Origin of the sequence: Acidipropionibacterium virtanenii (assembly GCF_003325455.1) — a bacterium.
GTDB classification, from domain to species: Bacteria; Actinomycetota; Actinomycetes; order Propionibacteriales; family Propionibacteriaceae; genus Acidipropionibacterium; species Acidipropionibacterium virtanenii.
Map to the genome: position 1 here is coordinate 1,169,595 of NZ_CP025198.1, position 24,854 is coordinate 1,194,448.

Annotated in this window: 24 protein-coding genes; 11 read left to right on the top strand and 13 right to left on the bottom strand. The window is 69.3% G+C overall.

Annotation, left to right across the window (positions count from 1 at the left end; all coding sequences use genetic code 11):
* Positions 1 to 41 precede the first annotated feature (41 nt).
* From JS278_RS05310 to JS278_RS05325, 4 genes are read left to right on the top strand one after another with little or no spacing between them, the layout of a single operon-like run.
* A complete protein-coding gene (locus JS278_RS05310) occupies positions 42 to 1,280 on the top strand; it encodes an ABC transporter permease (protein WP_114046129.1) in 1,239 nt (412 codons plus the stop codon).
* Positions 1,277 to 2,638, top strand: coding sequence for an ABC transporter permease (locus JS278_RS05315; protein WP_114044284.1), 1,362 nt, complete (start codon positions 1,277 to 1,279; stop codon positions 2,636 to 2,638). Before JS278_RS05310 ends, JS278_RS05315 begins: the two co-directional genes overlap by 4 nt.
* Before the next feature lie 17 nt (positions 2,639 to 2,655).
* Positions 2,656 to 3,060: a cytidine deaminase gene (locus tag JS278_RS05320; protein WP_114044285.1), complete on the top strand. Its 405-nt coding sequence runs from the start codon at positions 2,656 to 2,658 to the stop codon at positions 3,058 to 3,060.
* A 54-nt stretch (positions 3,061 to 3,114) separates the two neighbouring features.
* Positions 3,115 to 4,065, top strand: a complete 951-nt coding sequence (locus JS278_RS05325; protein ID WP_114044286.1) for an RNase H family protein — start codon at positions 3,115 to 3,117, stop codon at positions 4,063 to 4,065.
* Positions 4,066 to 4,124: 59 nt separating this feature from the next.
* On the opposite strand, the gene JS278_RS05330 is transcribed toward JS278_RS05325, so the two are convergent.
* On the bottom strand, positions 4,125 to 4,553 hold the full coding sequence (locus tag JS278_RS05330) for a type II toxin-antitoxin system VapC family toxin (RefSeq protein ID WP_114044287.1): 429 nt from the start codon (positions 4,551 to 4,553) through the stop codon (positions 4,125 to 4,127).
* 4 nt (positions 4,554 to 4,557) lie between these two features.
* Positions 4,558 to 4,824: a type II toxin-antitoxin system Phd/YefM family antitoxin gene (locus JS278_RS05335; RefSeq protein WP_114044288.1), complete on the bottom strand. Its 267-nt coding sequence runs from the start codon at positions 4,822 to 4,824 to the stop codon at positions 4,558 to 4,560.
* 76 nt (positions 4,825 to 4,900) lie between these two features.
* Between JS278_RS05335 and metG the strand changes: the two genes are divergently transcribed.
* Entirely contained in the window at positions 4,901 to 6,691 is a 1,791-nt protein-coding gene (gene metG, locus JS278_RS05340) for a methionine--tRNA ligase (protein ID WP_114046130.1), read from the top strand.
* Between the two features lie 19 nt (positions 6,692 to 6,710).
* On the opposite strand, the gene JS278_RS05345 is transcribed toward metG, so the two are convergent.
* Genes JS278_RS05345 through JS278_RS05360 form a run of 4 tightly spaced genes read right to left on the bottom strand, consistent with a single transcriptional unit; the run spans position 6,711 to position 11,853 of the window.
* Positions 6,711 to 7,310 (bottom strand): uridine kinase family protein, encoded by a 600-nt coding sequence (locus JS278_RS05345; protein WP_114044289.1) that lies wholly within the window; start codon positions 7,308 to 7,310, stop codon positions 6,711 to 6,713.
* Between the two features lie 37 nt (positions 7,311 to 7,347).
* Positions 7,348 to 9,270 (bottom strand): DUF2207 domain-containing protein, encoded by a 1,923-nt coding sequence (locus JS278_RS05350; RefSeq protein WP_114044290.1) that lies wholly within the window; start codon positions 9,268 to 9,270, stop codon positions 7,348 to 7,350.
* 46 nt (positions 9,271 to 9,316) lie between these two features.
* Positions 9,317 to 11,002, bottom strand: coding sequence for a phospho-sugar mutase (locus JS278_RS05355; RefSeq protein WP_114044291.1), 1,686 nt, complete (start codon positions 11,000 to 11,002; stop codon positions 9,317 to 9,319).
* Between the two features lie 35 nt (positions 11,003 to 11,037).
* Positions 11,038 to 11,853, bottom strand: coding sequence for a purine-nucleoside phosphorylase (locus tag JS278_RS05360; RefSeq protein WP_114044292.1), 816 nt, complete (start codon positions 11,851 to 11,853; stop codon positions 11,038 to 11,040).
* Between the two features lie 185 nt (positions 11,854 to 12,038).
* Between JS278_RS05360 and JS278_RS05365 the strand changes: the two genes are divergently transcribed.
* On the top strand, positions 12,039 to 13,433 hold the full coding sequence (locus JS278_RS05365) for an NAD(P)H-quinone dehydrogenase (RefSeq protein WP_114044293.1): 1,395 nt from the start codon (positions 12,039 to 12,041) through the stop codon (positions 13,431 to 13,433).
* A 24-nt stretch (positions 13,434 to 13,457) separates the two neighbouring features.
* Here JS278_RS05365 and JS278_RS05370 read toward each other — a convergent pair whose 3' ends face one another.
* A complete protein-coding gene (locus JS278_RS05370) occupies positions 13,458 to 14,192 on the bottom strand; it encodes a hypothetical protein (RefSeq protein ID WP_114044294.1) in 735 nt (244 codons plus the stop codon).
* A 289-nt stretch (positions 14,193 to 14,481) separates the two neighbouring features.
* Positions 14,482 to 16,257 (bottom strand): acetyl/propionyl/methylcrotonyl-CoA carboxylase subunit alpha, encoded by a 1,776-nt coding sequence (locus JS278_RS05375; RefSeq protein ID WP_114046131.1) that lies wholly within the window; start codon positions 16,255 to 16,257, stop codon positions 14,482 to 14,484.
* Between the two features lie 278 nt (positions 16,258 to 16,535).
* Here JS278_RS05375 and JS278_RS05380 point away from each other — a divergent pair, with 278 nt between their 5' ends.
* Positions 16,536 to 17,048 (top strand): NUDIX hydrolase, encoded by a 513-nt coding sequence (locus JS278_RS05380; RefSeq protein WP_114044295.1) that lies wholly within the window; start codon positions 16,536 to 16,538, stop codon positions 17,046 to 17,048.
* A gap of 61 nt (positions 17,049 to 17,109) precedes the next feature.
* Positions 17,110 to 17,913 carry a hydroxymethylpyrimidine/phosphomethylpyrimidine kinase gene (locus JS278_RS05385; RefSeq protein WP_114044296.1) on the top strand — a complete coding sequence of 268 codons (804 nt, stop codon included), beginning with the start codon at positions 17,110 to 17,112 and terminating at the stop codon, positions 17,911 to 17,913.
* Positions 17,914 to 17,917: 4 nt separating this feature from the next.
* Here the strand turns inward: JS278_RS05385 and JS278_RS05390 are convergent, their stop codons facing one another.
* Entirely contained in the window at positions 17,918 to 19,018 is a 1,101-nt protein-coding gene (locus JS278_RS05390) for a winged helix DNA-binding domain-containing protein (RefSeq protein ID WP_114044297.1), read from the bottom strand.
* 8 nt (positions 19,019 to 19,026) lie between these two features.
* A complete protein-coding gene (locus JS278_RS05395; RefSeq protein WP_114044298.1) occupies positions 19,027 to 19,728 on the bottom strand; it encodes an SDR family oxidoreductase in 702 nt (233 codons plus the stop codon).
* Between the two features lie 114 nt (positions 19,729 to 19,842).
* Between JS278_RS05395 and JS278_RS05400 the strand changes: the two genes are divergently transcribed.
* Together JS278_RS05400 and JS278_RS05405 are read left to right on the top strand one after the other, a co-directional pair.
* Complete coding sequence (locus JS278_RS05400) at positions 19,843 to 21,102, top strand: arginine deiminase (RefSeq protein ID WP_114044299.1); 1,260 nt, start codon at positions 19,843 to 19,845, stop codon at positions 21,100 to 21,102.
* Positions 21,099 to 21,515, top strand: a complete 417-nt coding sequence (locus JS278_RS05405; RefSeq protein WP_114044300.1) for a hypothetical protein — start codon at positions 21,099 to 21,101, stop codon at positions 21,513 to 21,515. The genes JS278_RS05400 and JS278_RS05405 overlap by 4 nt, the downstream gene beginning before the upstream one ends.
* On the opposite strand, the gene JS278_RS05410 is transcribed toward JS278_RS05405, so the two are convergent.
* From JS278_RS05410 to JS278_RS05420, 3 genes are read right to left on the bottom strand one after another with little or no spacing between them, the layout of a single operon-like run.
* Positions 21,496 to 22,152 (bottom strand): Maf family protein, encoded by a 657-nt coding sequence (locus tag JS278_RS05410; protein ID WP_114044301.1) that lies wholly within the window; start codon positions 22,150 to 22,152, stop codon positions 21,496 to 21,498. The genes JS278_RS05405 and JS278_RS05410 overlap by 20 nt on opposite strands.
* Complete coding sequence (locus JS278_RS05415; RefSeq protein ID WP_114046132.1) at positions 22,152 to 22,355, bottom strand: acyl-CoA carboxylase subunit epsilon; 204 nt, start codon at positions 22,353 to 22,355, stop codon at positions 22,152 to 22,154. Before JS278_RS05415 ends, JS278_RS05410 begins: the two co-directional genes overlap by 1 nt.
* A gap of 41 nt (positions 22,356 to 22,396) precedes the next feature.
* Positions 22,397 to 23,971: an acyl-CoA carboxylase subunit beta gene (locus JS278_RS05420; RefSeq protein WP_114044302.1), complete on the bottom strand. Its 1,575-nt coding sequence runs from the start codon at positions 23,969 to 23,971 to the stop codon at positions 22,397 to 22,399.
* A gap of 165 nt (positions 23,972 to 24,136) precedes the next feature.
* Here JS278_RS05420 and JS278_RS05425 point away from each other — a divergent pair, with 165 nt between their 5' ends.
* Positions 24,137 to 24,853 carry a biotin--[acetyl-CoA-carboxylase] ligase gene (locus JS278_RS05425; protein ID WP_245935275.1) on the top strand — a complete coding sequence of 239 codons (717 nt, stop codon included), beginning with the start codon at positions 24,137 to 24,139 and terminating at the stop codon, positions 24,851 to 24,853.
* Position 24,854 lies beyond the last annotated feature (1 nt).

The window sequence follows — 24,854 nt, forward strand, 5'->3', positions numbered from 1 at the left end:
CGGACTCCCCGGCCCCGCTCGACGAGTCTGTGATCGAGAAGATCTCCACCGATGAGCCGGTGACCAGCCACGAGGCGGCCGCCGTCCAGGAGCGGAAGGCCCGGCGCGGCTTCCCGTGGAACGACGTGTGGGTGACGGTGGCCGCCTTCGTGCTGGCCTTCATCGTCTCCGCAGTCGTGATGGTCGCCGCGGACCCGGATATCTCCAAGGAGTGGAGCTATCTCTTCTCCCGCCCCGACGCCCTCACCGATTCGTGGTCGGAGGTCTCAGCCGCCTATGTGGCGCTGTTCCAGGGAGCCTTCGGCTCCTGGTCGGCGATCACCGCCACCACGGCGCAGGCGGCCCCGCTGATCTGCGGCGGCCTGGCCATCGGCCTGGGCTTCAAGGCCGGCCTGTTCAACATCGGCGGCCAGGGCCAGGCCATCGCCGGGGCGACGCTGGCGGCATGGGCCGGCTTCAGCTTCCACTCCCTGCCGCTGGTGCCCCATCTGGTGCTGGCGATGCTCGCCGGTCTGCTCGGCGGAGCGGTCTGGGGCGGCATCGCCGGCGTCCTCAAGGCCCGTGCGGGGGCCAACGAGGTGATCGTCACGATCATGCTCAACTATGTGGCCTCGGGACTGCTGGCCTGGCTGCTCACCACCAAGGCCTTCCAGATGCCCGGGCGGACCGATCCGATCGCCCCGGTGGTCGACTGGAACGCCACCTTCCCGCGGCTGGCCGGCTCCCAGCTCCACCTGGGATTCTTCATCGCCCTGCTGCTGGCGGTCGCGACCTGGTGGCTGCTGGACCGCACCCGGTTGGGATTCCAGATCAAGGCGGTGGGCGCCAACCCGCGGGCCTCGGCGACGGCCGGCATGAATGTGGCCACCGTCACTGCGGTCACGATGACCATCTCGGGAGCCCTGGCCGGATTCGCCGGCGTCGAGGTGGCCCTTGGCCCGATCTCGGGGGCCACCCCCACCCAGCTGTCGATCGGGCTGGTGGGATCGATCGGATTCGACGCCATCACGGTGGCCCTGCTCGGTCGTTCACGGCCCTTCGGGATCGTGCTGGCGGGCCTGTTCTGGGGCGCCATGAGCCAGGGCGGCCTGAGGATGCAGGCCCTGGCGCAGACCTCGCTGGATCTGGTGAGCGTCATCCAGGCCGTCATCGTGATGTTCGTGGCCGCCCCGATGCTGGTCAAGACCGTGCTGCCCTTCCTCAGGACGGCACGGGAGCGGCGGCGCAGGGCCCCCGCCGGCCCGTCGGAGCGCGACTCCAGGAAGGGAGCGCTGGCATGACGCCGCGCGACGTCCGTCTGCTCAGACCGACCGAGACCGATCCCGCCGAGACCGGCATCGAACTGCCGCCCGACGTCCGCCGTCCCCCCGCCGAGGAGGTGGCACTGACCTACCTGGAGTCCCGGGAGGCGCGCACCCATCGGCTCTCGACGTCGGTGCTCATCGGGCTGATGGCCGCGATTCTGCTCTGGCTGGTGTCGATGACCTCCGGCAAGGCGCACTTCGGTTTCGGGGACAGCCTGTCCGGTCAGGCCCTCGGGACACTCACGATCCCGGGGACGCCGATCGTCCTGGTCTGCGGCCTGCTGTGCGCAGGAGCCGCCGTGGCCTTCTTCCTGGGCCGCTCCCGCCGGCCGGTCTCGGCGAGTGCCGGGGCGGTCGCGGGGGCCACCATCATCATCGGCTTCCTCACCTGGGCCGCGGCCGGGCGCGATCTCCCCTTCCAGGTCTCCAGCCAGTTCCAGGGAACCATCTCACTGGCCACGCCTCTCATTCTCGGCGCCCTGTGCGGCGTGATGTGCGAGCGCTCCGGAGTGGTCAACGTGGCCATCGAGGGTCAGATGCTCACCGGGGCCTTCGCGGCCGCACTGGTGGGATCGATGACCCAGTCGATCACGGCGGCGATGGTCGCCGGAATCATCGCCGGGGTCCTGATGGCAGCCCTGCTGGCCCTGTTCACCATCAAGTACCTGGTCGACGAGGTGGTCATGGGCGTGGTGGTGAACCTCTTCGCCACAGGATTGACGGGGTTCCTCTACAACCAGTTGATGGGACAGGACACCGAGCACTTCAACACGGCGCCCATCATGTCGCCGATCGCGATCCCGGGCCTGTCGAGGATCCCCTTCCTCGGCCCCGTGCTGTTCGACCAGACGATCCTGGTGTATATCGCGATCTGCTGCATTCCGCTGGTCCACCTGGTGCTGTGGCACACCAGTTGGGGGCTGCGGATCCGCTCGGTCGGAGAACACCCCGAGGCCGCCGACACGGTGGGCATCTCGGTGGTCGGTATCCGCTGGTCGGCGGTGCTGGCCGGCGGTGTGCTCGCCGGCCTGGGAGGCGCCTACTTCACCATCGGCACGGTGGGCTCCTTCTCCAAGGACATCACGGTCGGCAACGGCTTCATCGCCCTGGCGGCCCTCATCATGGGGCGGTGGAAGCCCGGCCTGGCCGCGGTGATGGCACTGTTCTTCAGCTTCGTGACGCAGTTGTCCACCGAGCTCGGTCCGCTCGGCACCCCGATGCCCAGCCAGTTCCTCCTGCTGCTGCCCTACGTCGCCACGATCGTCGCGGTGGCCGGGCTGGTCGGGAAGGTGCGGGCCCCGGCCGCCGACGGAGATCCCTTTGTCAAAGATTGAGGTCGTCAAGGAGTGAGATGGAATCCGGGATCGACTGGCAGGGGCTGCGCGATGCGGCACTGCGGATGACGCGGCTGGCCTATGCCCCGTACTCGCACTATCCGGTCGGTGCGGCCGGACTGGTCGACGACGGCCGGATCGTGTCCGGATGCAATGTGGAGAACGCCGGCTACGGGGTGACCCTGTGCGCCGAGTGCGGCCTGATCAGCGAGCTGGTCGCCGGGGGCGGGGGACGCCTGGTCGCCTTCTGCTGCGTGGACGGGCAGGGCGGCATCATCATGCCGTGCGGCCGGTGCCGCCAGCTGCTGTGGGAACATGGTGGCCCCGAACTGGCGGTCGCCACGCCGGCCGGGGTGCAGTCGATGGCCCGGGTGCTTCCCCAGGCCTTCGACGCCGACAGCCTGGGGTTGTCCCGGGACTGACCCCAAGGCCGTCGAGCCGGGGAACGCAATGCCGTCCGAGAACAGGGAGTGCCGATGATCACCGCCGCCGCAGATGGATCCTCCCTGGACAATCCGGGCCCCGCGGGCTGGGCCTGGTACGTCGACGACCGGCGGTGGGCGGCCGGCGGCTGGCCGCGCGGCACCAACAACATGGGCGAGCTGATGGCCGTCCTCGATCTGCTGCGCGCCACCTCCGGGGCCGGGGAGGAGCTCACCGTGCTGTGCGACTCCCAGTACGCCATCAACTGCTGCACGAAGTGGATCCCGGGCTGGAAGAGACGTGGCTGGAAGAAGCGCGACGGCAAGCCGGTGCTCAACCGGGATCTGCTGGAGCAGCTGGACGCCGAGCTGTCCGGACGCGAGGTGACCTTCGAATGGGTGAAGGGGCATGCCGGGCATCGGCTCAACGAGGCCGCCGACGCGCGCGCCAGGGCCGCGGCCACCGCCTACCGCGACGGCACCCCGGTCGACGAGGGCCCCGGATACGACGGGGACGGAAGAGGCGGACGTCAGGCCCCTGAGGGGCCGCCGGCCGGCCCGGCGAGCTCCGCGACCCGCCGCTTGGGCGGGGACGACGTCGAGGACGGGGGAGACGCCCAGGCCGGGCTCTTCGACCTCCCCGAGACGCCGCTGACCCCCGATCAGGAACTCGTCGTCGAACTGACCCGGCTGGAGAAGCTCGCCCTGAGCGACGAGGTGCGCTCGGATCCGGCGAGGATGGGCGAACTGCTGGCTCCCGACTTCGTCGAGCACGGATCCAGCGGCCGGTTGTGGACGCGCGGCCGGATGCTGGCGGAGCTGGCCCCCCTGGAGGTGCGTCCGAAATTCGAGGTGCTGGGGATGATGAGGCTGTCCGAGGACTCGGTGCTGTTCCGCTGGCGGGAGCGAGCCGGCTCCAGGGTGGTGCTGAGGGCGTCGATCTGGTCTCGCGGCGGCGTCCACGGCTGGCGAATGAGATTCCACCAGGGCACGCTGGTCCGGTAGCCCCGTGTTGAGGCGCATGTGGCTGGCATGACTTCTCGGAACGGCGATCAGTGAGACTCTCACATGGTCGTGTCGATGGTGTGGATGCCGAGGTCGCCCCAGGCGCGCAGCAGATCGCGGTCTCCGCTGACGGCGACGAAATCGGCGGAGGCCACGGCGACCGCTGTCGCGCAATGCACCGCGTCGTAACCACGAAGAGCATGATCCAGGGCGAGCCTGCCGGCGTGGTGCAACAGCTCGTCGGCAGGATGCACGATGACCGCGTCCTGCCAGCGTGCAGCGAATGCACGAAGGGCGGTCGCGTGCTCCTCGCAGGTGAGGCGCCCCATCCGCATCGCCATTGCGAGCGCCGCACGGGTCTCGACACAGGCGAGCGAGGTCGTGACGACGAGATCGACGGCGTCCCATGCGCGTGCGCAGCGATCGGTGGCCGTCTCGGCGACCATGAGGGGGACGAGGGCCGAGGTGTCGAAGTAGCCGACGGTCATGGGGCTATCGACGTTGCTCGGCGATCAAGTCGCTGACCGGGCCGCTCGCCGTGGTCGGCTCGGGATAGGCACGTTTCCGGGGGTGATTCGGCACGGTTGCGATTCCTTCGCGGATCAGGCGGTCCAGCCCCGATTCGTGATCGATCGGCACGATCCGTGCCACGGGCCTGCCATGATCGGTCACGACGATCTCTCCGCCTTCGCGTACTGCGGCGAGGTGGCGGCTGATACCGTCCCGAAGCTCGCGGATGCCGACGGTGGCCACATTCATGGCTCAATTATAGCCACATGATGCCGGCGCCGCTCCGGAGGAGTGACCGCGGCGTCTCACCGATATGGTGGGAGTCATGTGTGCCAACATTCTCGCCGCCGTCGCGTGGCCCTACGCCAACGGGCCCCGACACATCGGTCATGTGTCCGGATTCGGTGTCCCCTCCGACGTCTTCGCCCGGTTCATGCGAATGTCGGGCCACGACGTCCTGATGGTCTCCGGCTCGGACTGCCACGGCACCGCCATCTCGGTGAAGGCCGACCAGGAGGGCCTGAGCGCCCAGGAGTGTGCCGAGAAGTACCACCGGATCATCGCCTCCGACCTCCAGGGACTGGGCCTGTCCTACGACCTGTACACCCACACGATGACCGACAACCACGCCCAGGTGGTCCAGGAGATGTTTCGCACCCTGTACCGCAACGGGTACCTGGTGAAGAAGGCCGAGATGGGGGCCTTCGAGCCGTCGACCGGGCGCACCCTGCCCGACCGCTACATCGAGGGCACCTGCCCGCACTGCGGCTACGACGACGCCCGGGGCGATCAGTGCGACAACTGCGGCCGCCAGCTCGACCCGGCCGATCTCATCAACCCGCGCTCCAAGACCACCGGGGCCGCCCCGGACTTCCGCGAGACCGAGCACTTCTTCCTCGACCTGCCCGAGCTGGCTCACGCCCTCACCGAGTGGATCGACACCCGCAGCGACTGGCGGCCCAATGTGCTGAAGTTCTCCCACAACCTGCTGGAGGAGCTGCGCCCCCGGGCCATCACCCGCGACCTGGACTGGGGCATCCCGGTGCCCGTGGAGGGCTGGGAGTCCGACCACATGAAGAGCATCTACGTGTGGTTCGACGCCGTCATCGGATATCTCTCAGCCTCCATCGAGTGGGCCCGGCGCTCCGGAGATCCGGACGCCTGGAAGGCCTTCTGGACCGGCGGGGACGAGAAGTCGTACTACTTCATGGGCAAGGACAACATCGTCTTCCACTCGGTGATCTGGCCCGGGATCCTGCTCGGCGTCAACGGCCAGGGGGCCAAGGACGGTCGGCCCTCGCAGCAGCTGGGCACCCTGGACCTGCCCACCGAGGTGGTCTCCAGCGAGTTCCTCACCATGAGCGGCTCCAAGGTCTCGAACTCCCGCGGTGCGACGATCTTCGTCGGGGATTTCCTGCGCGATTTCGGCCCCGATGCGCTGCGCTACTTCATTGCGGTGGCCGGCCCGGAGAACCAGGACACCGACTTCACCTGGGACGAGTTCGTTCGCAGGGTGAACTTCGAACTGGCCAACGAGTGGGGAAATCTGGTCAACCGGTCAGTCTCGATGGCCCACAAGAACTGCGGTCAGATTCCGACGGCCGGCCAGCTCACCGACGCCGACCGTGAGCTGCTGGACGCCTCCCGGTCCGCCTTCGACACCGTCGGGGAGTACCTCGAACGGGCCCGGTTCAAGGCCGCCATCACCGAGGCGATGCGGATCGTCGGGCTGGCCAACGCCTACATCAGCGCCCAGGAGCCGTGGAAGCTCAAGAACGACCCGGCCCGCCGCGACACCGTGCTGCACGTCGCCCTTCAGGTGGTCAGCGACTGCAACACCCTGCTCACACCGTTCATGCCGCATGCGGCGCAGAAGGTGTACGAGGCGATGGGGGGCCAGGGCGTGTGGGCGGCCCAGCCCGAGATGGTGGAGGTGAGCGAGAACGGCCGCAGCTATCCGGTGCTGCAGGGCGACTACACCGCCGAGAAGGCGCACTGGGCCTGCGAGCCGATCGCCGTGGGCACCCCGTTGTCCAAGCCGTCCCCGATCTTCCGCAAGCTCGACGCGAAGCTGGCCGAGACCGGCCCAGAGTGGGCGCCGATCGCCCACGACTGACCTTCCGGCGGTTCGCGGATCAGGAGCGGGAGCCGACCTGCTCCAGCAGCTCGCCGATGTCGGCCCTGGCCCGCCTCATCCCGCAGGGTTGGAATCCGAGCGCCACGGCACGGTTGCGGATCGCGGTCTCGGAACGGCGCAGGGCCAGGCCGCGACGCACCAGGACGGCCGGGGCCTTGCGGTGCTGATGGAGGTCGCGCCGCAGGCGCCTGACGAAGTTGACGTCACGGCTGCGGTCCAGCCAGATCGGCAGCACCCTCAGGCCGGCGCGCCGGCAGGGCTCCAACAGGTCTGGGGCGAAGATCCCCTCGGCCAGGATGACCGGTGACCCGTCCGTGATCACCGGCCTGGTGCCCTCGGCCCGTGAGGTCGACAGGTTGTACCGAGGGGTCCGGGCGCTGCCGTGCTCCACCAGGGAGCACAGCGCGGTGACCGCGGCGTCCAGACTCCAGGAGGCGATGTCGTCCCAGTCGACCATCGAGCGGATCACCGGCAGCCCGGGATCGTCACCGTCGCGGTAGAAGTCGTCGAGCCGCAGCTGGGGGACGCCGAGCTGGCGGGTGAGACGGGACTTGCCGGAGCCGGAGGGACCTGCGAGCAGGACAACGGTGCATGCCACGGGAGGAGATTGTATCCGTGCCTCCCGTGGCCGGAGGTCACCAGCCGCCGCCGCCCCCTCCGCCGAAGCCGCCCCCGCCGGAGAACCCGGATCCCGAGGAGCTGGTGGACGACGTCGCGGCCGACTCCATCGAGGAACTCATCGCCGACGTCATGTCGCTCATCGAGGAGGCGAAACCGGCCGCGAAGCCCATGTTGAAGGCGTTGATGTCTCCGCCGTACCAGCCGTAGTAGCCGGTGTAGCGGCCGCTGGCCTGCAGGTCGGCGAAGATCTTCACCCACCTGTCGGCGACCCCGAACATGGTGGCCCAGGGCAGGTAGCGGGAGAACACGTCGATGCCCTCCTCGAAGCGGATCTGATCGGCCTCGGCGGTGGTCAGATAGAGCTTGAAGCCGTTGATCTGGTCGAGGATCGCGGTGCCCGTGGCGGTGCGGCCCGGCGTCCTGGCGATGCCGATGATCGCCATCACCAGGCCGATGATCGCCACCGGGACGCCGACCAGTCCATAGCCGAAGAAGAGCCCGACGACGGCGATGAGGACGCCCAGGAACAGGACTCCCAGGCCCGCCAGGAAGGCGAGCGCCCGGGCGGTCGACGGGGATTTGCGGTACCAGCCATAGGTGACCATCACCTGATCGAGGGCGCTCTTGGTCTCCGGCAGCGTGGTGTCGTCGTTCTGGGTCCGCATATTCGCGGTGTCGACGGTGGCGCTGCCGTGGAAGAACTTCTGGACGAATGTCTTCTCCCATGGGCGCAGCTCGTCAGGAGAGTTCGGGTTGAGGGTGAAGGTCCAGTCCTTCGTCCGGCCCTTCCTGTCCGTGCCCTTCGGAGTGATCTTCATGTGACCGCGGACCGCCAGGTCGAGCATCGCCGCAGTGACATCGTCGGTGCCGGCCGTCCCGTCGACAAGGGTGCCGGCCTCGGCCGGGGAGACATTCTTCGGCGGCTGGAAGGCCACCGCCACCTGAGGTGAGGACTTGCGGGTGCCGACATCGCCCTGCCCCTGCGGCGGGATGACGCCCGGTGGCACCCCGAGGAACTCCTGGTCTCGCCGGCGGCGCTGGCCGCGGACCGCGAACCATCCGGCGACCAGGGCGGCGATCGCCGTGCCCAGACCCGAGCCGACTCCCAGCCCGAAGGTGTTGCCGGCATGGAACCTCTTGGTGGTACGGGCCTCGGCGGTGCTGTCGAAGGTGCCGGCCGGGAATCCGGCGACCACCTGCAGTGGATCGTCCGCGGGGACCATTCCGGCATCGAAGCTCCCGGTGGAGCCGGAGCTCGTGGCGTCGCACGGGTCCCCGTCATTGAAGCAGGCCACCTTCTTGAGGCCGGTGGGTCCTGTGACGGTCACCTTGGCGCTGTCCATCGGCACGTCGAATCCGTTGAAGACCTGCCAGTTGACCTCGTCCATGCCGCTCTGCGGATTCTTCAAAGAGATGAGCCCGTGCACGGTGAAGGAGATCCGATAGCGCTGAACCCCGGTGAACTCCCGGCCCTCGGAGCCGAGACGGATCATCATGGCGCCGCTCTCATTCTTGGTCTCGACCGTGGCGTCGGCCCCCGACGGACTGGAGGCCCTGATGTCGGAGTAGTCGATCATCCGCCAGTGGTCGGGATCGTCGGTGAGCTTCTGGCGTGTGGAGAAGGTGATGTAAGGGCCGTGCCCCTCGTCGTCGGCGAAGTCGAAGGCCATGTCGAGGGTCACGTGGGCGTCGCCGCTCTTGTCGACCTGGGCCTTGAGGTCATAGCTGGGGATGTTCCAGCTCGACGGGGTGTCGTCATCGGCCCGGGCGGGGACGGTGCCCTGGACGGTCACCGCCGACAGCATCACCAGGACCAGGCAGGCCAGTGCTGCCAGTAGTCGCCGGCCCGGGCGGGCGGAACGCCTCGCCCTTCCAGTGGTGGGCGATTCCGCTGGTCGCAGTGGATTCGGAGGGTGGGGAAGCGGGGCACTGCTCATGCCCCCACAATACGGAATGCCGGGCCACGACTCGACTGTCCAGGCTTCAGCGGTCGGAGACCGAAGGTACTCCCAGCGCCTGTGCCATCTCCGAGCGGAGAGTCGCCAGACTCTCGTCGGCGCCCCGCTTGGCGGCTGCCAGGTCGTCACGGGTCTTCTCGGGGGAGTGATGGACCTCCAGGTAGACCTTGAGCTTGGGCTCGGTGCCTGAGGGGCGCGCCACGACGTGGACGTTGTCGGCGGTCAGCTCGATGGCGTTCTGAGTCGGCAGACCGGATCCGTTGTCCGGATCGGACAGGTCGCGGACGCTCACCGGCTGTCCCAGCAGCTGAGGGGGCGGGGTCTGGCGCAGTCGATCCATGGCGGCGGTGATGAGCGAAAGGTCGGCGACCCGGACGGCCAGCTGGGAGGTGCGGTGCAGTCCGTGCTCCAGCCAGATCTCGTCCAGGCGGCTCCCGATCGAGGAGCCGGCGGCGCGGAGCCGGGCGGCCAGCGACCAGATGATCGACAGGGCGGTGATGCCGTCCTTGTCGGGCACCTTCTCGGGGTCGCAGCAGTAGCCGATGGCCTCCTCGTAGCCGTAGACCAGCCCGGGGACCCGGCCGATCCACTTGAATCCGGTCAGTGTGACAGCGTGCGGGCGTCCGGCCTTCGCGGCCATCCGCGCCAGGCACGTTGAGGAGACCACGGAGTTCGCGTAGACGCCGTCGACGCCGCGGTCCAGGAAATCGGCGCCGATGAGGGTGCCCAGCTCATCGCCGGTGAGCATCCGCCAGGCGCCGTCGACGGGGGCGGCGACGGCGCACCGGTCGGCGTCGGGATCGCTGGCGATCACCACATCGGCGTCGCTGCGCCGGGCCAGGTCGAGGGCGAGGTCCAGCGCCCCCGGCTCCTCGGGGTTGGGGAATCCGACGGTGGGGAAGTCCGGATCGGGGTCCAGCTGCTCGGGGACGCCGGTGAAGGGGCTCAGCCCGGCGCGGTCGACGAGGCGCCGGACGATCCTGGTGCCCACTCCGTGCATGGCGGTGTAGACCCAGTTCAGCTCGGCGGGCGCGTCATCGGGGATCAGGGAGGCTGCCCGGGCGACGTAGGCGTCGATGAGTCCGGAGCCGATGAGTTCGATGTCCTGGCCGCGGGGGATCTCGGAGACCGGACGGGACGCGGCCTTGCTGATCCGGCCGGCGATCTCGGCGTCGGTGGGTGGGATGATCTGGGATCCGTCGCCCAGATACACCTTGTAGCCGTTGTCGGCCGGCGGATTGTGGGAGGCGGTGACCATCACCGCGGCGATGGCTCCGAAATGCCGGATGCCGAAGGCGGTGACCGGGGTGGGGATCGCGGAGTCGGCCAGCAGGGCGTGGAATCCGGCGCCGGCCATGATCTCGGCGGTGTCACGGGCGAAGACGTCTGAGTTGTGCCTGGCGTCGAAGCCGACGACGACGGCCCCGTCGTCGTGGCCGTGATCGTGGAGCCAGGCGGCGAACCCGGCGGCGGCGCGCTGCACGACGACCCGATTCATCCGTGCCGGTCCCGGCCCCAGCGCGGCGCGCAGCCCCGCGGTGCCGAAGGACAACGGGCCCGCGAAGGCCTCGTTGATCCGATCGGCGGCCTCCTGGTCGTCGGTCGCGGCGCGTGCGCGCAGTCCGGCGAGTTCGGCGCGGGTGGCCGGGTCGGGATCCTGGGCGATCCAGTCGTCGACCTCGGCGAGTCGTTGCGCGGACAGCAGTGTCATGGCGTTCCTTCCGGAGATGGGGAGGCGGGGAGCCGTCACAGGGAGACGATCAGCCGGGAGAGCAGGTCGGCCAGCCGGGAGGCCGCCGCCTGCCCGGCCGCCAGCACCTCCTGGTGGTTCAGCGGTTCTGAGGAGATGCCGGCGGCCGGGTTCGTCACCAGGGACAGCCCGAGCAGCTCCATGCCCGCCTGACGTGCGGCGATGGCCTCCAGGACGGTGGACATCCCGACCAGATCCGCACCGAGCAGTCCCGCCATCCTGACCTCTGCCGGAGTCTCGTACTGAGGGCCGTGGAACTGGGCGTAGACGCCGGTGGGGAGGTCCGGCTCCACCTCATGCGCCAGGCCGATGAGGCGCGGGGCCCAGGTCGAGGACATGTCGATGAACGTCGCTCCGCGCAGCGGGGTGGCTCCTGACAGGTTGATGTGGTCCCTGATGGCGACCACGGTGCCGGGCGCCCATTCGCGGTGCAGGCCTCCGCAACCATTGGTGAGCACCATCGTGGTGGCGCCCAGTCGGGCCAGGGTCCGGACCCCGTGCACCACTGGATCCACGCCCCGGCCCTCGTACAGGTGGGTGCGTCCGGTGAGGACGACGGCCGTCCGGCTCGTCCTGGTGCGCACGGCCCGCAACTCTCCGCCGTGCCCGGCGACCACCGGTGCGCTGAATCCGGGCAGGTCTGCCAGCGGCACCGAGCCGAGATGATCGCCGAGACGGTCGGCCCCGGCGGACCATCCTGATCCCAGCACCAGGCCGATATCGGCGCCGTCGATACCCAGCCGGTCCGTGACCGCACGTGCGGCCCGGTCGGCGACGGCCCAGGGGTCGCTGAAGTCCTCGTCAGAGCTCATGCGGCAACTCTATGGCCCCTCGAGCGTGGGCGTCCGGAGACTCTCTCGCGTGACGGCGTACTCAATGTGGCACGGACCCGTCCGGCGGACGCATCGCGAGCCGTCGGCGCCGCTGTGCGCCACATTGGGACCGGAGAAGGCTGGGACCGACCGGAGAGGGATGCCGGGCATGCCAGAATGTCGCCGTGACTTCCATGGTGATCATCGGGGGCGGGCCCGGCGGCTACGAGGCCGCGATGGTGGCGGCCGGATACGGCGTCGATGTGGTTCTGGTGGAGAGACTGCGGGTCGGTGGCGCAGCAGTCCTCACCGACTGCGTACCGTCGAAGACACTCATCGCCACCGCTGAGCTGATGGAGATGATCCGGCGCGCTCCCGAACTCGGGCTGCGCACCCGCGGCTCCTCCGCCCGCCCGGAGGAGGACGTCGAGGTGGACCTGGGGGCCGTGAATGCCAGGGTCGGCCGGTTGGCCGCCGCCCAATGCGATGACATCGCCGCCCGGCTCGATCAGATGGGGGTCAGCGTCGTCACCGGAACGGCTCGGCTCGCCGGGTCCGGAGCGGTCGAGGTGACGACCGGGGGCGAGGTTCGCCGGTTCGAGGCGGATCTGATCCTGGTGGCCACCGGGACCACGCCCAGGGAACTGCCCGGGGCGCCGTGCGACGGTGAGCGGATCCTCAACTGGAAGCAGCTCTACGGACTGTCTGAGCGCCCCGAGCATCTCATCGTCGTCGGTTCCGGGGTGACCGGGGCGGAGTTCGCCTCCGCCTACGACTCCCTCGGCTGCAAGGTCACCCTGGTGTCCTCCCGCGACCAGGTGCTGCCGGGGGAGGATCCCGATGCCGCGGCGGTGCTCCAGAGGGTCTTCGAGGAGCGTGGGATGACTGTCCTGTCGCGGTCGCGGGCGGTATCGGTCACTCGCCGTACAGATGCGGTCGAGGTGGGGCTCTCGGACGGTCGTATCGTGGCGGGTTCGCACTGCCTGATGGCAGTGGGATCGGAACCGAACACGACCGGGATCGGCCTGAAGGAGGCCGGCGTGGGGCTCGACGATCGCGGGCGGATCCGGGTCGACGGCGTCTCGCGGACCAGCGTCCCCGGGATCTACGCCGCAGGGGACTGCACCGGGGTGCTGGCACTGGCCTCGGTCGCGGCCATGCAGGGCAGGATCGCGATCTGGCATGCGCTCGGAAGGGCGGTCCAGCCACTGGACCTTCGTCTGGTGGCCTCCAACGTCTTCACCTCTCCGGAGATCGCCACGGTGGGGGTGGGCCAGCGCTCGGTGGACTCCGGAGAGGTCGAGGCGCGGTCGGTGACCGTGCCGCTGCCGAGGAATCCGCGGGCGAAGATGCAGGGCATCACCGACGGATTCGTGAAGCTGTTCTGCAGGCCCGCGACCGGCAACATCATCGGAGGCGTCGTCGTGGCGCCTCATGCCTCCGAACTCATCCATCCGGTGTCGATCGCAGTGGCGGAGCGCATCCCCGTGGACGCCTTCCAGCACGACTTCACGGTGTACCCGTCGATATCGGGATCCGTCTCAGAGGCTGCCCGGCTGCTCGCGGGCGGCCTCGGCTGAGCCGGGGGTCGGGGTTCGAGGGGGTCAGGGGCCCATCGGGCCGTCGTCGAACAGGGCGGAGAAGAGCCCCAGTCCGAGGATGCCCAGTCCGCCGACGGCGAGCCCGTTCATCACGGGGCTCTGTTCATAGCGGTGGTAGTAGCCGCGCACCCATGGCGCGTAGTCGTTCCCGGCCTCCCAGTAGGGCACCTGGTGGCCCTCCATGGCGACGGTGCGGATCCACGGCGAGCGGCCCTGCTGGATCCGGGCGGCATCGGCGGCGCAGGCGGGAACCTTGCGCGCCACCCCGCCCTCAGGCGACCACATGACTTCGGTCGTCGAGGGGCCGTGGGCGGGGTCGAAGAAGCACGGCGGGCGCATCTCGGGGACCGGTTCGCCGGCTTCGCGGGCCTTGACGCAGGCCACCGCGTGACGCCCCTCCTCGAGGGCCTCGGTGACCAGGGTGATGTTGCCGGTGCCGGGATCGGAGAGCATCAGGTCCTTGGCGCGGTCGTAGCAGTCGAGGGCTCGCTTCCAGTCGTCGCGCGCCTCGGGGGAGAGGTCCTCGGCCCCGACCTCGAGATCCAGCTCGCGCAGACTCTCCCCGAAGGCCGTGACATCGGCCTCGGTGTCTTTGCGCATCTGGTTGACGCGGGACTCGATCGCTTTGGCCCGTCGGGCCTCCACCTCGCGCGCCTGCTTCTGAGCGCGCGACATGGCGGCCATGGTCGCGACAAGCCCCACCATGAACATGGCGAGCAGGACGAGATTCCCAAGCATGGTCCCATCCTGCCGTCAACAGCACCTGTGCTCAAGGTGAATGGCCCACAGCGGACTAATGATCACAGGAGCGCCACAGTGTTCAGCTCGATCTGTGAGGTTTCGCACTGCTGCGTAGTCGGCGAGCGCTGACCCGACCCGTTCGGGGAGGAAGGGTTTGGCCGTGGTCTCAGAGCCGCGCCGCAGCGCGTGGCCGGCGGCGCCCGTCCGGGCACCCGGCTGAGCCGGCGCTCGAGGGGGTCAGCGAGCGCCTGCGCGAGCGGAGGGGGAGTTGCCTTCCCCTTCTCGACTACTCGGCGTCGACGATCTCGCAGACCACCTCACCGCTGGCGACCGCGGCCCCGGGGTCGGCGATGAGGTTGCGGATCACTCCTGACCGGTGGGCGGTGAGGGGCTGCTCCATCTTCATCGCCTCCAGGACCACGACGAGGTCGCCCTCGTTGACCTGCTCGCCCTCGACGACCTCCACCTTGACGATCGTTCCCTGCATCGGCGATGCGAGTGTGTTGCCGCTGGGCTGGGCGGGGCGGTGACCGCCGTGAGAGCGCTTCCTGGGTCGCTGCGGCTTACTGCCGGGCACGGTGCGGGCCGCCTGGAGGGAGGCCGGGATGCGCACCTCGACCCTCTTCCCGTTGACCTCCACGGCCACGGTGTGCGGGGGATCGATCTCCTCGGGATTGCCGAGCTCGCCGGTGTAGGCGTCGATCTCGTTGTTGAACTCGGTCTCGATCCAGTCGGTGAAGACACCGAAACTGCCGTCCTCAGCGGTGAACGCCGGGTCGCGGACCACGACGCGATGGAAGGCCACCACGGAGGGCATTCCCTCGACGCGCATCTCGTCGAGGGCCCGCCGGGCCCGTTCGAGCGCCTGCTGGCGGCTGCTGCCGGTGACGATGAGCTTGCCGATCAGGGAGTCGAAGGCGCCGGGCACCGTCATGCCCGTGTGATAGCCCTCATCGACCCGGACTCCGGGGCCGGTGGGGGGCACCCATGCGGTGAGGGTTCCCGGTGCGGGGATGAACCCGCGACCCGGATCCTCGGCGTTGATGCGGAACTCGATGGAGTGGCCGCGCAGCACGGGGTCGGCGTCGTCGAGGCGCCCACCCTCGGCGACGTGGAACATGAGCCGGACCAGATCAGTTCCCGAGACCTCCTCGGAGACGGGATGCTCGACCTGGAGCCTGGTGTTCACCTCGAGGAAGCTGATGGTGCCGTCGCGCCCGACGAGGAACTCGCAGGTCCCGGCGCCGACGTACCCGGCCTCTTTGAGAATGGCCTTGGAGGACTGGTAGAGGCGCTCGGTCTGCTCGGGGGTCAGGAATGGCGCCGGGGCCTCCTCGACGAGCTTCTGGTGACGGCGCTGGAGGGAACAGTCGCGGGTCGAGATGATCTGCACGGTGCCGTACTGGTCGGCCAGGCACTGGGTCTCGACGTGTCTGGGCTTGTCGAGGTAGCGCTCGACGAAGCACTCTCCGCGACCGAAGGCGGTGACGGCCTCGCGCACCGCGGACTCATAGAGATCCGCGACCTCATCCATGGTCCGTGCCACTTTGAGCCCGCGTCCGCCACCTCCGAATGCGGCCTTGATGGCGATCGGCAGCCCGTGCTCCTTCGCGAACTCGACGACCTCCTCGGCCCCGGACACCGGGTCGGGGGTGCCCGGCACCAGCGGGGCCCCCACCTTCTGGGCGATATGACGGGCCTGCACCTTGTCGCCCAGCGAGCGGATCGCCTCGGCGGGCGGGCCGATCCAGATCAGCCCGGCGTCGGTCACGGCCTGGGCGAAGTCGGCGTTCTCGGAGAGGAACCCGTAGCCGGGATGCACCGCATCGACCTCGGCGCGGCGTGCGACGTCGAGGATCTTGTCGATATCGAGGTAGGTCTGCGCGGGGGTGATGCCATTGAGGGCGTAGGCCTCGTCGGCGAGTTTCACGAAGAGTCCGTCGGCGTCGGAGTCCGCGTAGACGGCGACGCTGGTGATGCCGGCGTCTGCCGCTGCCCGGATGATGCGAACCGCGATCTCTCCACGGTTGGCGACGAGCACACGGTGGATGGTCTGACCCACGATTGCCTCCATTCTTCACGAATCCCTGCCGGGACGAGTCCATGTGGAGTCTAGGGGCAGTTCGCCGCGAATGTGGCACAGCTCACGTTCGCAAGGTTCCGCGGGGCGTTGCCATCAGGTCCGAATGTGGCGCGGATGACGATTTCGGCTGCGGTTCCGGACGGTGTGGCCGGGTTCGTGCCACATCAGGGTTCCCGCCGCACGGCATCGAGCGGAAGGAGTGGAGGGGCAGGACTGGAGTGTCAGGACCTCGCGCGGCGTCCGGTAGCGTCTGCGCCATGGCGACACCCGGATTCATCACCGACCTGCGCGAGGACATCGGGCACCGGGAGCTGTGGCTGTCGGGAGCCACGGCCACAGTGGTCCGCGACGGTGCGGGGGAGCCGGGCCGTGGCAAGGGCCGTGAGGTGCTCCTGGTGAGGCGCTCGGACAATGGTGCGTGGACGCCGGTGTGCGGCATCGTGGAACCGGGGGAGCTCCCCTCCGAGACGGTGGTGCGCGAGGCCCTTGAGGAGGCCCGGGTGCGGATCGAGGTGGTCCGCATGGTCCGGGTCTGCGTCTCCGGGCCTCTCGAGTACCCCAATGGCGATCGCTGCCGCTATCTGGACCACGACTTCCTGTGCCGCTGGGCCGGCGGCGAGGCGGGGGTCGGCGACGACGAGTCCACCGAGGTGCGGTGGTTCCCGGTCGGATCGCTTCCCGAGATGTCGGCTCGCCATGCCAGGAGGATCGAGGTGGCCCTGGACTCGGAAGGTCGCGACGGTGTCGTGATGGAGCATGATCCGCAGTGACTCCCGTCCCGACGGTCGGGACGGGATGCGGGGCGCGCTCCGGGCGGGTAGAACTGGTGAGGTGACCAAGATTGCACTTGCCATCGCCGGATCGGAAGCCTCAGGTGGAGCCGGGGCGCAGACCGATCTCAAGACCTTCCACCAGCTCGGCGTGTTCGGCTGCGTCTCGCTGACCTGCATCGTCTCCTTCGATCCGGCCCATGACTGGGCCCACCGGGTCGTGCCGATCGATCCTCAGGTGATCTCCGACCAGATCGAGGCCGCGGTCTCGGTGCACGGCGCCGTCGACGCGGTGAAGATCGGCATGCTCGGCTCTCCCGCCACGATCGAGGCGGTCGCCGAGGCCCTGTCGAAGTACCGGTTCCCGAAGGTGATCGTCGACCCGGTCCTCATCTGCAAGGGGCAGGAGGCCGGCGCGGCCCTGGACACAGACAACGCTCTTCGGGAGAAGGTGCTGCCCTTCGCCGACGTGGTGACACCGAATCTCCTGGAGACCCAGATTCTTGCCGGGGTCGGCGAGATCACGTCCGTCGACCAGCTGAAGGACGCCGCGAAGCGGATCCACGACCAGGGCGTCCCCGCCGTGCTCGCGAAGGCCGGAACACTGCTCGGCACCGGCACTGCGCTGGACGTGTTCTACGACGGCGACGTCCTCGAGGTGCTCGAGGTACCGGCGATCGGCCAGGAGCGGGTCTCCGGCGCCGGCTGCACCCTCGCGGCGGCCGTCACCGCGGAGATCGCCAAGGGCGCCACCCCGCTGGCGGCCTGCCGCACCGCCAAGAATGTCGTCGTCTCGGCCATCGAGCACCGCATGCACGGCAATGCGCCCTTCGACTGCGCCTACCAGGGCCAGTACCGGGCCTGATCGCTCAGGACGGCAGCTGCGCGCCGGCCCGCTCGAAGGCGCTCAGCTGCGGCCCGGTGGGGTCCGTGAACCATTCGGGCACCGGGTGGCCGGCACTGCCTCGCCGCCAGGTGCCCACGACGTGCCCGTTCTCCACGATGGTGTGCTTGAACATGCCGTTGCCTCCCGGGCAGATGAGGCCCTCCTGCTCGGGGGAGATCGTGCATGAGCGGTCCCGGTATCCGAGGATGAGTTCGTCGAATCCCGACAGCAGGATCATCTCGCGGCAGCTGTCCAGGACCTCCTCGGGAATCTCGTCGAGATCGGGTCGGTGCCACAGCTGGTGGGTGCCGATCGGTGTGGAGGCCAGGATCCCGCGAGTTCTGGCCTTGCTCGTGTCGGAGCGCAGGCTGGATTTCGTGAGGCCGCTCCAGCGGGCGAGGTCGTCCAGGGTGGCCGGGCCATGGCTGCGGAAGTAGCGCTGGATGTAGACGGGATACGGGTCTGCCATGAGCTTGGGCAGGTCGAGCTCCACCACGAGCTGTTCCCCCGTGTCATCAGTGGGCCCCAGGGCGAGCATGCCGCGGTAGCAGAGGGTCATGAAGATGTGGTAGGCGCGTCCCGGCATCTTCCCTATCAGGCCCTCCTGTTGCCATCGGGCGACGAGGTCGGTCCTGGTGAGTGATTGCCGGGAGAGTTCCTGATGGGTGGTTTCGGCGACGGCCTCGAGCACCGGCTCGAAGATGTTGAGCTCGAGCCTTCTCCTGGAGGTCTGCCGGTCCATCCTCGGCAGAGTCGCCTTCAGCAGCCATGGCAGATCCGCGGAGGCCACCGTGTGAAGGGTTCCGCGCATCGGCCAGGTGCGCACCAGCAGGCCCTGGTCGAAGGCCTGCCGGACGGTGTCGAGGCTGCGGTCCGGGGTGCGCATCGCCAGGGTGTGGAGGGCTCCTCGCCAGTTCTGCGACTGGACGGCGCCGATCCGGGAGACGGTGGCGGCCAGCTCCTCGGCCGGGGAGAGCGCCGAGGTCGTCCGCGGCCCCTCATCGGGAGACCATCCGGCGGCGAGGCCGAGACCCGCCATCCGGAGCAGGGAGAGGGTGGTCGGATCCGACAGTGTGACGGCCATGATCGCCCCTAGGTCTGGAAGACCGGACGCACGGACAGTTCCTCGATCATGGCCTCCGACGAGGCCTCCAGGGCCGCCCGGACAGTGGCGGCCACCGATTCGGGACGCAGGTGCTCCGAGGGGGTGTAGGGCCTTCCGGCGCGGGCCTGCAGGTCGACCTGCATGTCGGTGTCGACCCGGCCGGGGTGGATCGAGGTCACCCTGACGGTGCCGCGCTCCTCCTCCCGAAGCGCATGCGTGAGGGCCCGAAGCGCGTACTTCGCGGCGGCGTAGACGCCGCCTCCCGGGCCGGGGCGGCTGAATCCGGACCCGGAGTTGACCATCACGACGTCGCCGTGGGAGGCGCGCAGCAGCGGCAGCACGAGGCGGGTGAGATCGGCGACGGCGATGACGTCCACCTCGAGCACCCGCCGCCACTCCTCTCGCCGGGTCTCGGCGATCGTCGTACCCTCGGCGCTGATGCCGGCGCAGTTGATGAGTGCATCGAGGCGGGACAGGCGGGAGGCGGCCCGGGTGGTGGACTGCTCGTCGGCGAGATCGCAGACGAAGGGCTCCGCCGACGGCAGCGCGTCCACCACCTCCTGGACGGTCTCGGCCCGGGTGCCTCCGACCAGGATGTGATGGTCGACTCCGAGTTCGACGGCGATCGCCCGGCCGATCCCGCGCGAGGCTCCGGTCACCAGCACATGCCTGAGGTTCGGGTCTGTCATGTGGACAGCCTAGGCGGTGGGGTGGTGCCCCGCCCGGTGTCGGCGGCAGCTCCCCCTCTCCTCGGTGATCGGTCCTCGTCCGTCGTCGCCGGCTGGGCACCGTATGGTCGTCGCATGGCACACATCAGCTGTGAGGTCGGCTCCGAGGTCGGCCGGCTGCGGACGGTCATCCTCCACAGGCCGGGCAACGAGTTGCGCCGCCTGACGCCGCGCAACTCCGACGCTCTGCTGTTCGACGGCCTGCCCTGGGTGGATCAGGCCCAGCGCGATCACGACATCTTCGCCGGGCTGCTGGCCGACCACGGCGTCGAGGTGCTGCTGCTGCGCGACCTGCTGGAGCAGACCCTCGACGATCAGCAGGCGCGGTCCCGGGCCGTCAACGACGTCGTCACCAGTCGTCGTCTGGGGGAGGCGGTGCGCGTCTATCTGGCCAACCGGATGGCGGACCTCTCGAGTGAGCGACTGGCCGAGATCCTCACCTGCGGCCTGGCCAACGGCGAGCTGGCGGCCTTCGAGCCGGCCGCTCCGCGGTCCCTGGTGACGGCGATGCTGAGTCCGGAGGAGTTCGTCATCGCCCCGCTGCCGAATCTGCTGTTCACGCGGGACTCCAGCGTGTGGGTGGCCGGCCACCCGGCGGTCACCTCATTGGCGATGCCTGCCAGACGCCGGGAGACCCAGCTGACCGAACTCATCTACGCCTACCACCCGCGCTTCTCCGGTCATGCTCCCTGCTACGGGTGGAGGTTGGAGAGTCTGGAAGGCGGCGACGTCATGCACCTGGCCCCGGGAGTGGTCGCGGTCGGCGTGGGGGAGCGCACGACCCCCGCAGGAGCAGAGAGACTCGCCCGTACCGCCTTCGAGCTGGATGCCGCGCGGATCGTGCTGGCGGTGCCCATCAACCAGCAGCGGGCCACCATGCATCTGGACACGATCTGCACGATGGTCGACACCGACGCGGTCGTGATGTATCCGCCGGTGGCCGACACCCTGGTGGCCTTCGCCATGACGATGGAGGGCGATGAGATGCGGGTCGGTCCGCCCAGGCCCTTTCTCGACTCGGCGGCCGAGGCGATGGGGATCGACCGGCTCCGGGTGATCGACACGGCTCTGGATCCGGTGACCGCGGAGCGGGAGCAGTGGGACGACGGCAACAACACGCTGGCCCTCGAGCCGAGAGTGGTGGTCGGGTACGACCGCAATGTGAGGACCAATGCGCGGCTGCAGGAGGCGGGCGTCGAGGTGCTGACCATCCCGGGCTCGGAACTGGGGTCTGGCCGCGGCGGGCCCAGGTGCATGTCCTGCCCGGTGCTGCGGGACGCGCTGGCCCCGGCAGGCGGCGTCCCGGCGGCCGGCTCGTCTGGAGGGGCCCGATGATCGCGCGCCGTGCGGTTGCCTGCATGGCGGCCCTCCTGCTGGCGGGATGCGGTGCCGCGCACCCCGGCACCGAGCAGACCCCACTGCCGGCGACCGGCCGTACGAGTGCGGCGTCGGCCCCCTCCGAGGGCGCCTCGCTGAGGGATTTCGGCGTCGAGAACGGCCCGGCGGCACTGATGCTCCCGAAGGACCTGGTCGTCGACTACCGGGTGGACAACCCGAACAACGTCACCCTGGTGATCGACGTCGGCCAGGGGCTGTCCACCTATCAGTTCCTGCGCCGGAATCTGAGCGGCGCCGGGTTCCGGATCACGGCCGACGGGCAGCAGTCCCTCACCTTCACGGGCCGGGGCTGGGAGGGTGCCTACACGGTCTCCGAGTCGGTGGCGGCCCTCACTCTGCGGACCCCCTGAGGGAGCCTCTCCACAGGCCCTCCCAGGCCACGTCCACGTCGAGGAGCATCTGGCGCAGCAGCGGGAGGGACAGTCCCGTGACATTGTGCGGGTCGCCGACGATCCGGGTGATGAACGGTCCGCCCAGCCCGTCGAGGGTGAATGCTCCGGCGACCCGCTGGGGCTCGCCGGTGGCGGCGTAGGCGGCGATCTCGTCGTCGGTGAGGTCGGCGAAGGTGACGGTGGTGGAACCGACCCTGGTGGCGCGGCGCACCGAGCGCTCGTCGAGCACGATCACATGGTGCCCGGTGACCAGCACTCCGCTGCGCCCGCGCAGTCGGTACCACCACTGGCGGGCGGCCTCCTCGGTGTGCGGCTTGCCGAGGATGCGACCGTCGAGGTCGAGCACCGAGTCGCAGGACAGCACGACGGTCGGGCCGTCGATCCGGATCCTGGCGAGGACGGACTCCCCCTTGAGCTCGGCGAGCCGGCTGGTGAGCTCGGCGGCGGTCTCACCCCCGACGCGGCTCTCGTCGGCTCCCGAGACGATCACCTGCGGATCGATCCCGGCGTGCTGCAGGCTGGTGAGCCGGGCGGGCGACCGGGAGGCCAGCACCACGTGGTAGGCCGTTGCGCGTCGCCCGGGGACCGAGGGCATCAGTATCTCCGCAGCGATCCACGCCAGGCGGCCTGGCCGGGCAGGAAGGGCTCGCGGATGGTGCGCCAGTAGGACTTCCAGCCGAAGGCCAGGGGCCGGTCCTCGGGCACATAGGGATCGGGGCCCGGGCCGGTGACGGCGGCCAGCACCGCCACCAGTGCGCCGAGCTCCTCGTCGGTGAGCCGGCCACCGGCAATCTGGATGGGGGGACGCTGCTGCCCGTCCGCCGTGGGCGTGATGGCGGTCACAGCGGAATGTTCCCGTGCTTCTTGGGCGGCAGCGCCTCGCGCTTGGATCTCAGCAGCCGCAGCATCCGGATGACCGTCTCGCGGGTCTCATGAGGATGGATCACCTGGTCGACGTATCCCTCCTCGGCGGCCACATAGGGGTTGGCCAGGGTGGTCTCGTACTCGTCGACCAGTTGGTCGCGCATCGCCTGGGGATCCTCGGCACCGGCGAGGTCCTTGCGGTGCAGGATGTTGACCGCGCCGTCGGCCCCCATCACGGCGATCTGGGCGGTGGGCCAGGCCAGGTTGATGTCGGCGCCCAGGGTCTTGGAGCCCATCACGATGTAGGCGCCGCCGTAGGCCTTGCGGGTGATCACGGTGAGCAGCGGGACGGTGGCCTCGCCGTAGGCGTAGATCAGCTTGGCGCCGTGCCGGATGATGCCGCGGTGCTCCTGCTGGACGCCGGGCAGGTAGCCGGGGGTGTCGACGAAGGTGAGTACCGGGATGTTGAAGGAGTCGCACTCGCGCACGAAGCGGGCGGCCTTCGCCGAGGCGTCGATGTCGAGGGTGCCGGCGTTGACCAGCGGCTGGTTCGCCACGATGCCGATGGCCCGGCCCTCGATCCGCCCGAATCCGCACAGCACATTGGGCGCGAAGAGCTCGTGGACCTCCAGGAAGGTGTCCTCGTCGAGCACCGTGGCGATCACCTCGTGCATGTCGTAGGGCTGGCTGGGGAAGTCCGGGATGAGGGTGTCGAGCTCGCGGTCGTGGTCCGTGATGGTGAGATCGGCCTCGCCCTCGTCGTAGACCGGGGGGTCCTCGAGGTTGTTCTGGGGCAGGTAGCTGATGAGGTCGCGGACGTACTCGAGGGCGTCGTTCTCATCGGCCGCCAGGTAGTGCGAGTTGCCGGAGGTCTCGGAGTGGGTGCGGGCCCCGCCGAGCTCCTCCAGGGAGACATCCTCGCCGGTGACCTGCCGGACGACGGCGGGGCCGGTGATGAACATCTGGGAGGTCTGATCCACCATGACGACGAAGTCGGTCAGCGCCGGCGAGTAGACGTGCCCGCCCGCCGCGGCCCCCATGATGATCGAGATCTGAGGGATGACCCCGGAGGCACGGGTGTTGCGCCGGAAGATCTCGCCGTACATCGCCAGCGAGGAGACGCCCTCCTGGATGCGCGCCCCGCCGCCCTCGTTGATGCCGATCAGCGGGCAGCCGGTCTTGACGGCGAAGTCGATGATCTTGCAGATCTTCTGGCCGTAGACCTTGCCCAGGGAGCCGCCGAAGATGGTGACGTCCTGGCTGAAGACGCAGACCGGGCGGCCGTGGATCGCCCCCACGCCGGTGACCACGCCGTCGGTGTAGGGGCGTCTGCGTTCCATCCCGAACTTGTTCGAGCGATGCCTGGCGAACTCGTCGAGTTCGGAGAAGGTGCCCTCGTCGAGCAGGGCCATGACCCGTTCCCGGGCGGTCATCTTGCCCGCGGCGTGCTGCTTCTCGACAGCGGCGGGTGAGGCGGCGTTGACCGCCTCGTCGATGCGACGCCCCAGGTCGGCGATCTTCCCGGCCGTGGTGTGGATGTCGATCTCCATGGGGCGAGACTAGCGGTTCAGCGGCGATACGCTGTGTCGGTGCCAATCAGCCAGACAGATCCGGCCTCCGTGATCGCGGGTCTCGTGGGAAACGGGACGCGATTCACCCGGCACGGCGCCGACGGCATCTCATGGTTGCGCTCGACCGGCTCCACCAATGCCGATCTGGCCGCGTGGGTGCGTCAGGGCGGCACGGGCTTCCGGGTCCTGGTGACAGATCACCAGGAGACCGGCCGGGGCCGTTTCTCGCGCCCCTGGCAGGATTCCCCGGGTACCTCGGCCCTGATGTCGCTGCTGATCCCGAACGACCGTCCGGCGGCGGACTGGGGGTGGTTGTCGATGGTCGCGGGTCTGGCCGTGGTGAGGGCCGTGGAGGAGGCCGGGGCGCAGCGGGGCCGGGTCACTCTGAAGTGGCCCAACGACGTGCTGGTCGACGCTGAGGGCGAACACGGCGGCAAGCTGTGCGGCATTCTCTCGGAGCGGGTCGACGGGCCGGAGGGTCCGCATGCGATCATCGGAATCGGCCTGAACGCCTCGATGGGCGAGCAGGACCTTCCGGTGCCGACGGCCACCTCCCTGGCGCTGTGCGGCCTGCCTCACGACCGGGCCCGTCTGGTCGCCTCGATCATCCGGGGGGTGGACGAGCTGCTGGGCGAGTGGCTGGCCGACGGCACGGTCCGTGACGCCTACCGCGACCGGTGCGACACCATCGGTTCGCCGGTGCGCCTCACCTTCGATCCGCAGACCGTGGGGGCCGGTCCGCGGGTGGTCGAGGGGATCGGGGTCGACGTCGCCGAGGACGGGTCGATCGTGGTGGAGTCGCAGGGGGTGCGCCGGTCCTTCGCGGCCGCCGACGTCCAGCACCTGCGTCCGGCCGGGTGAT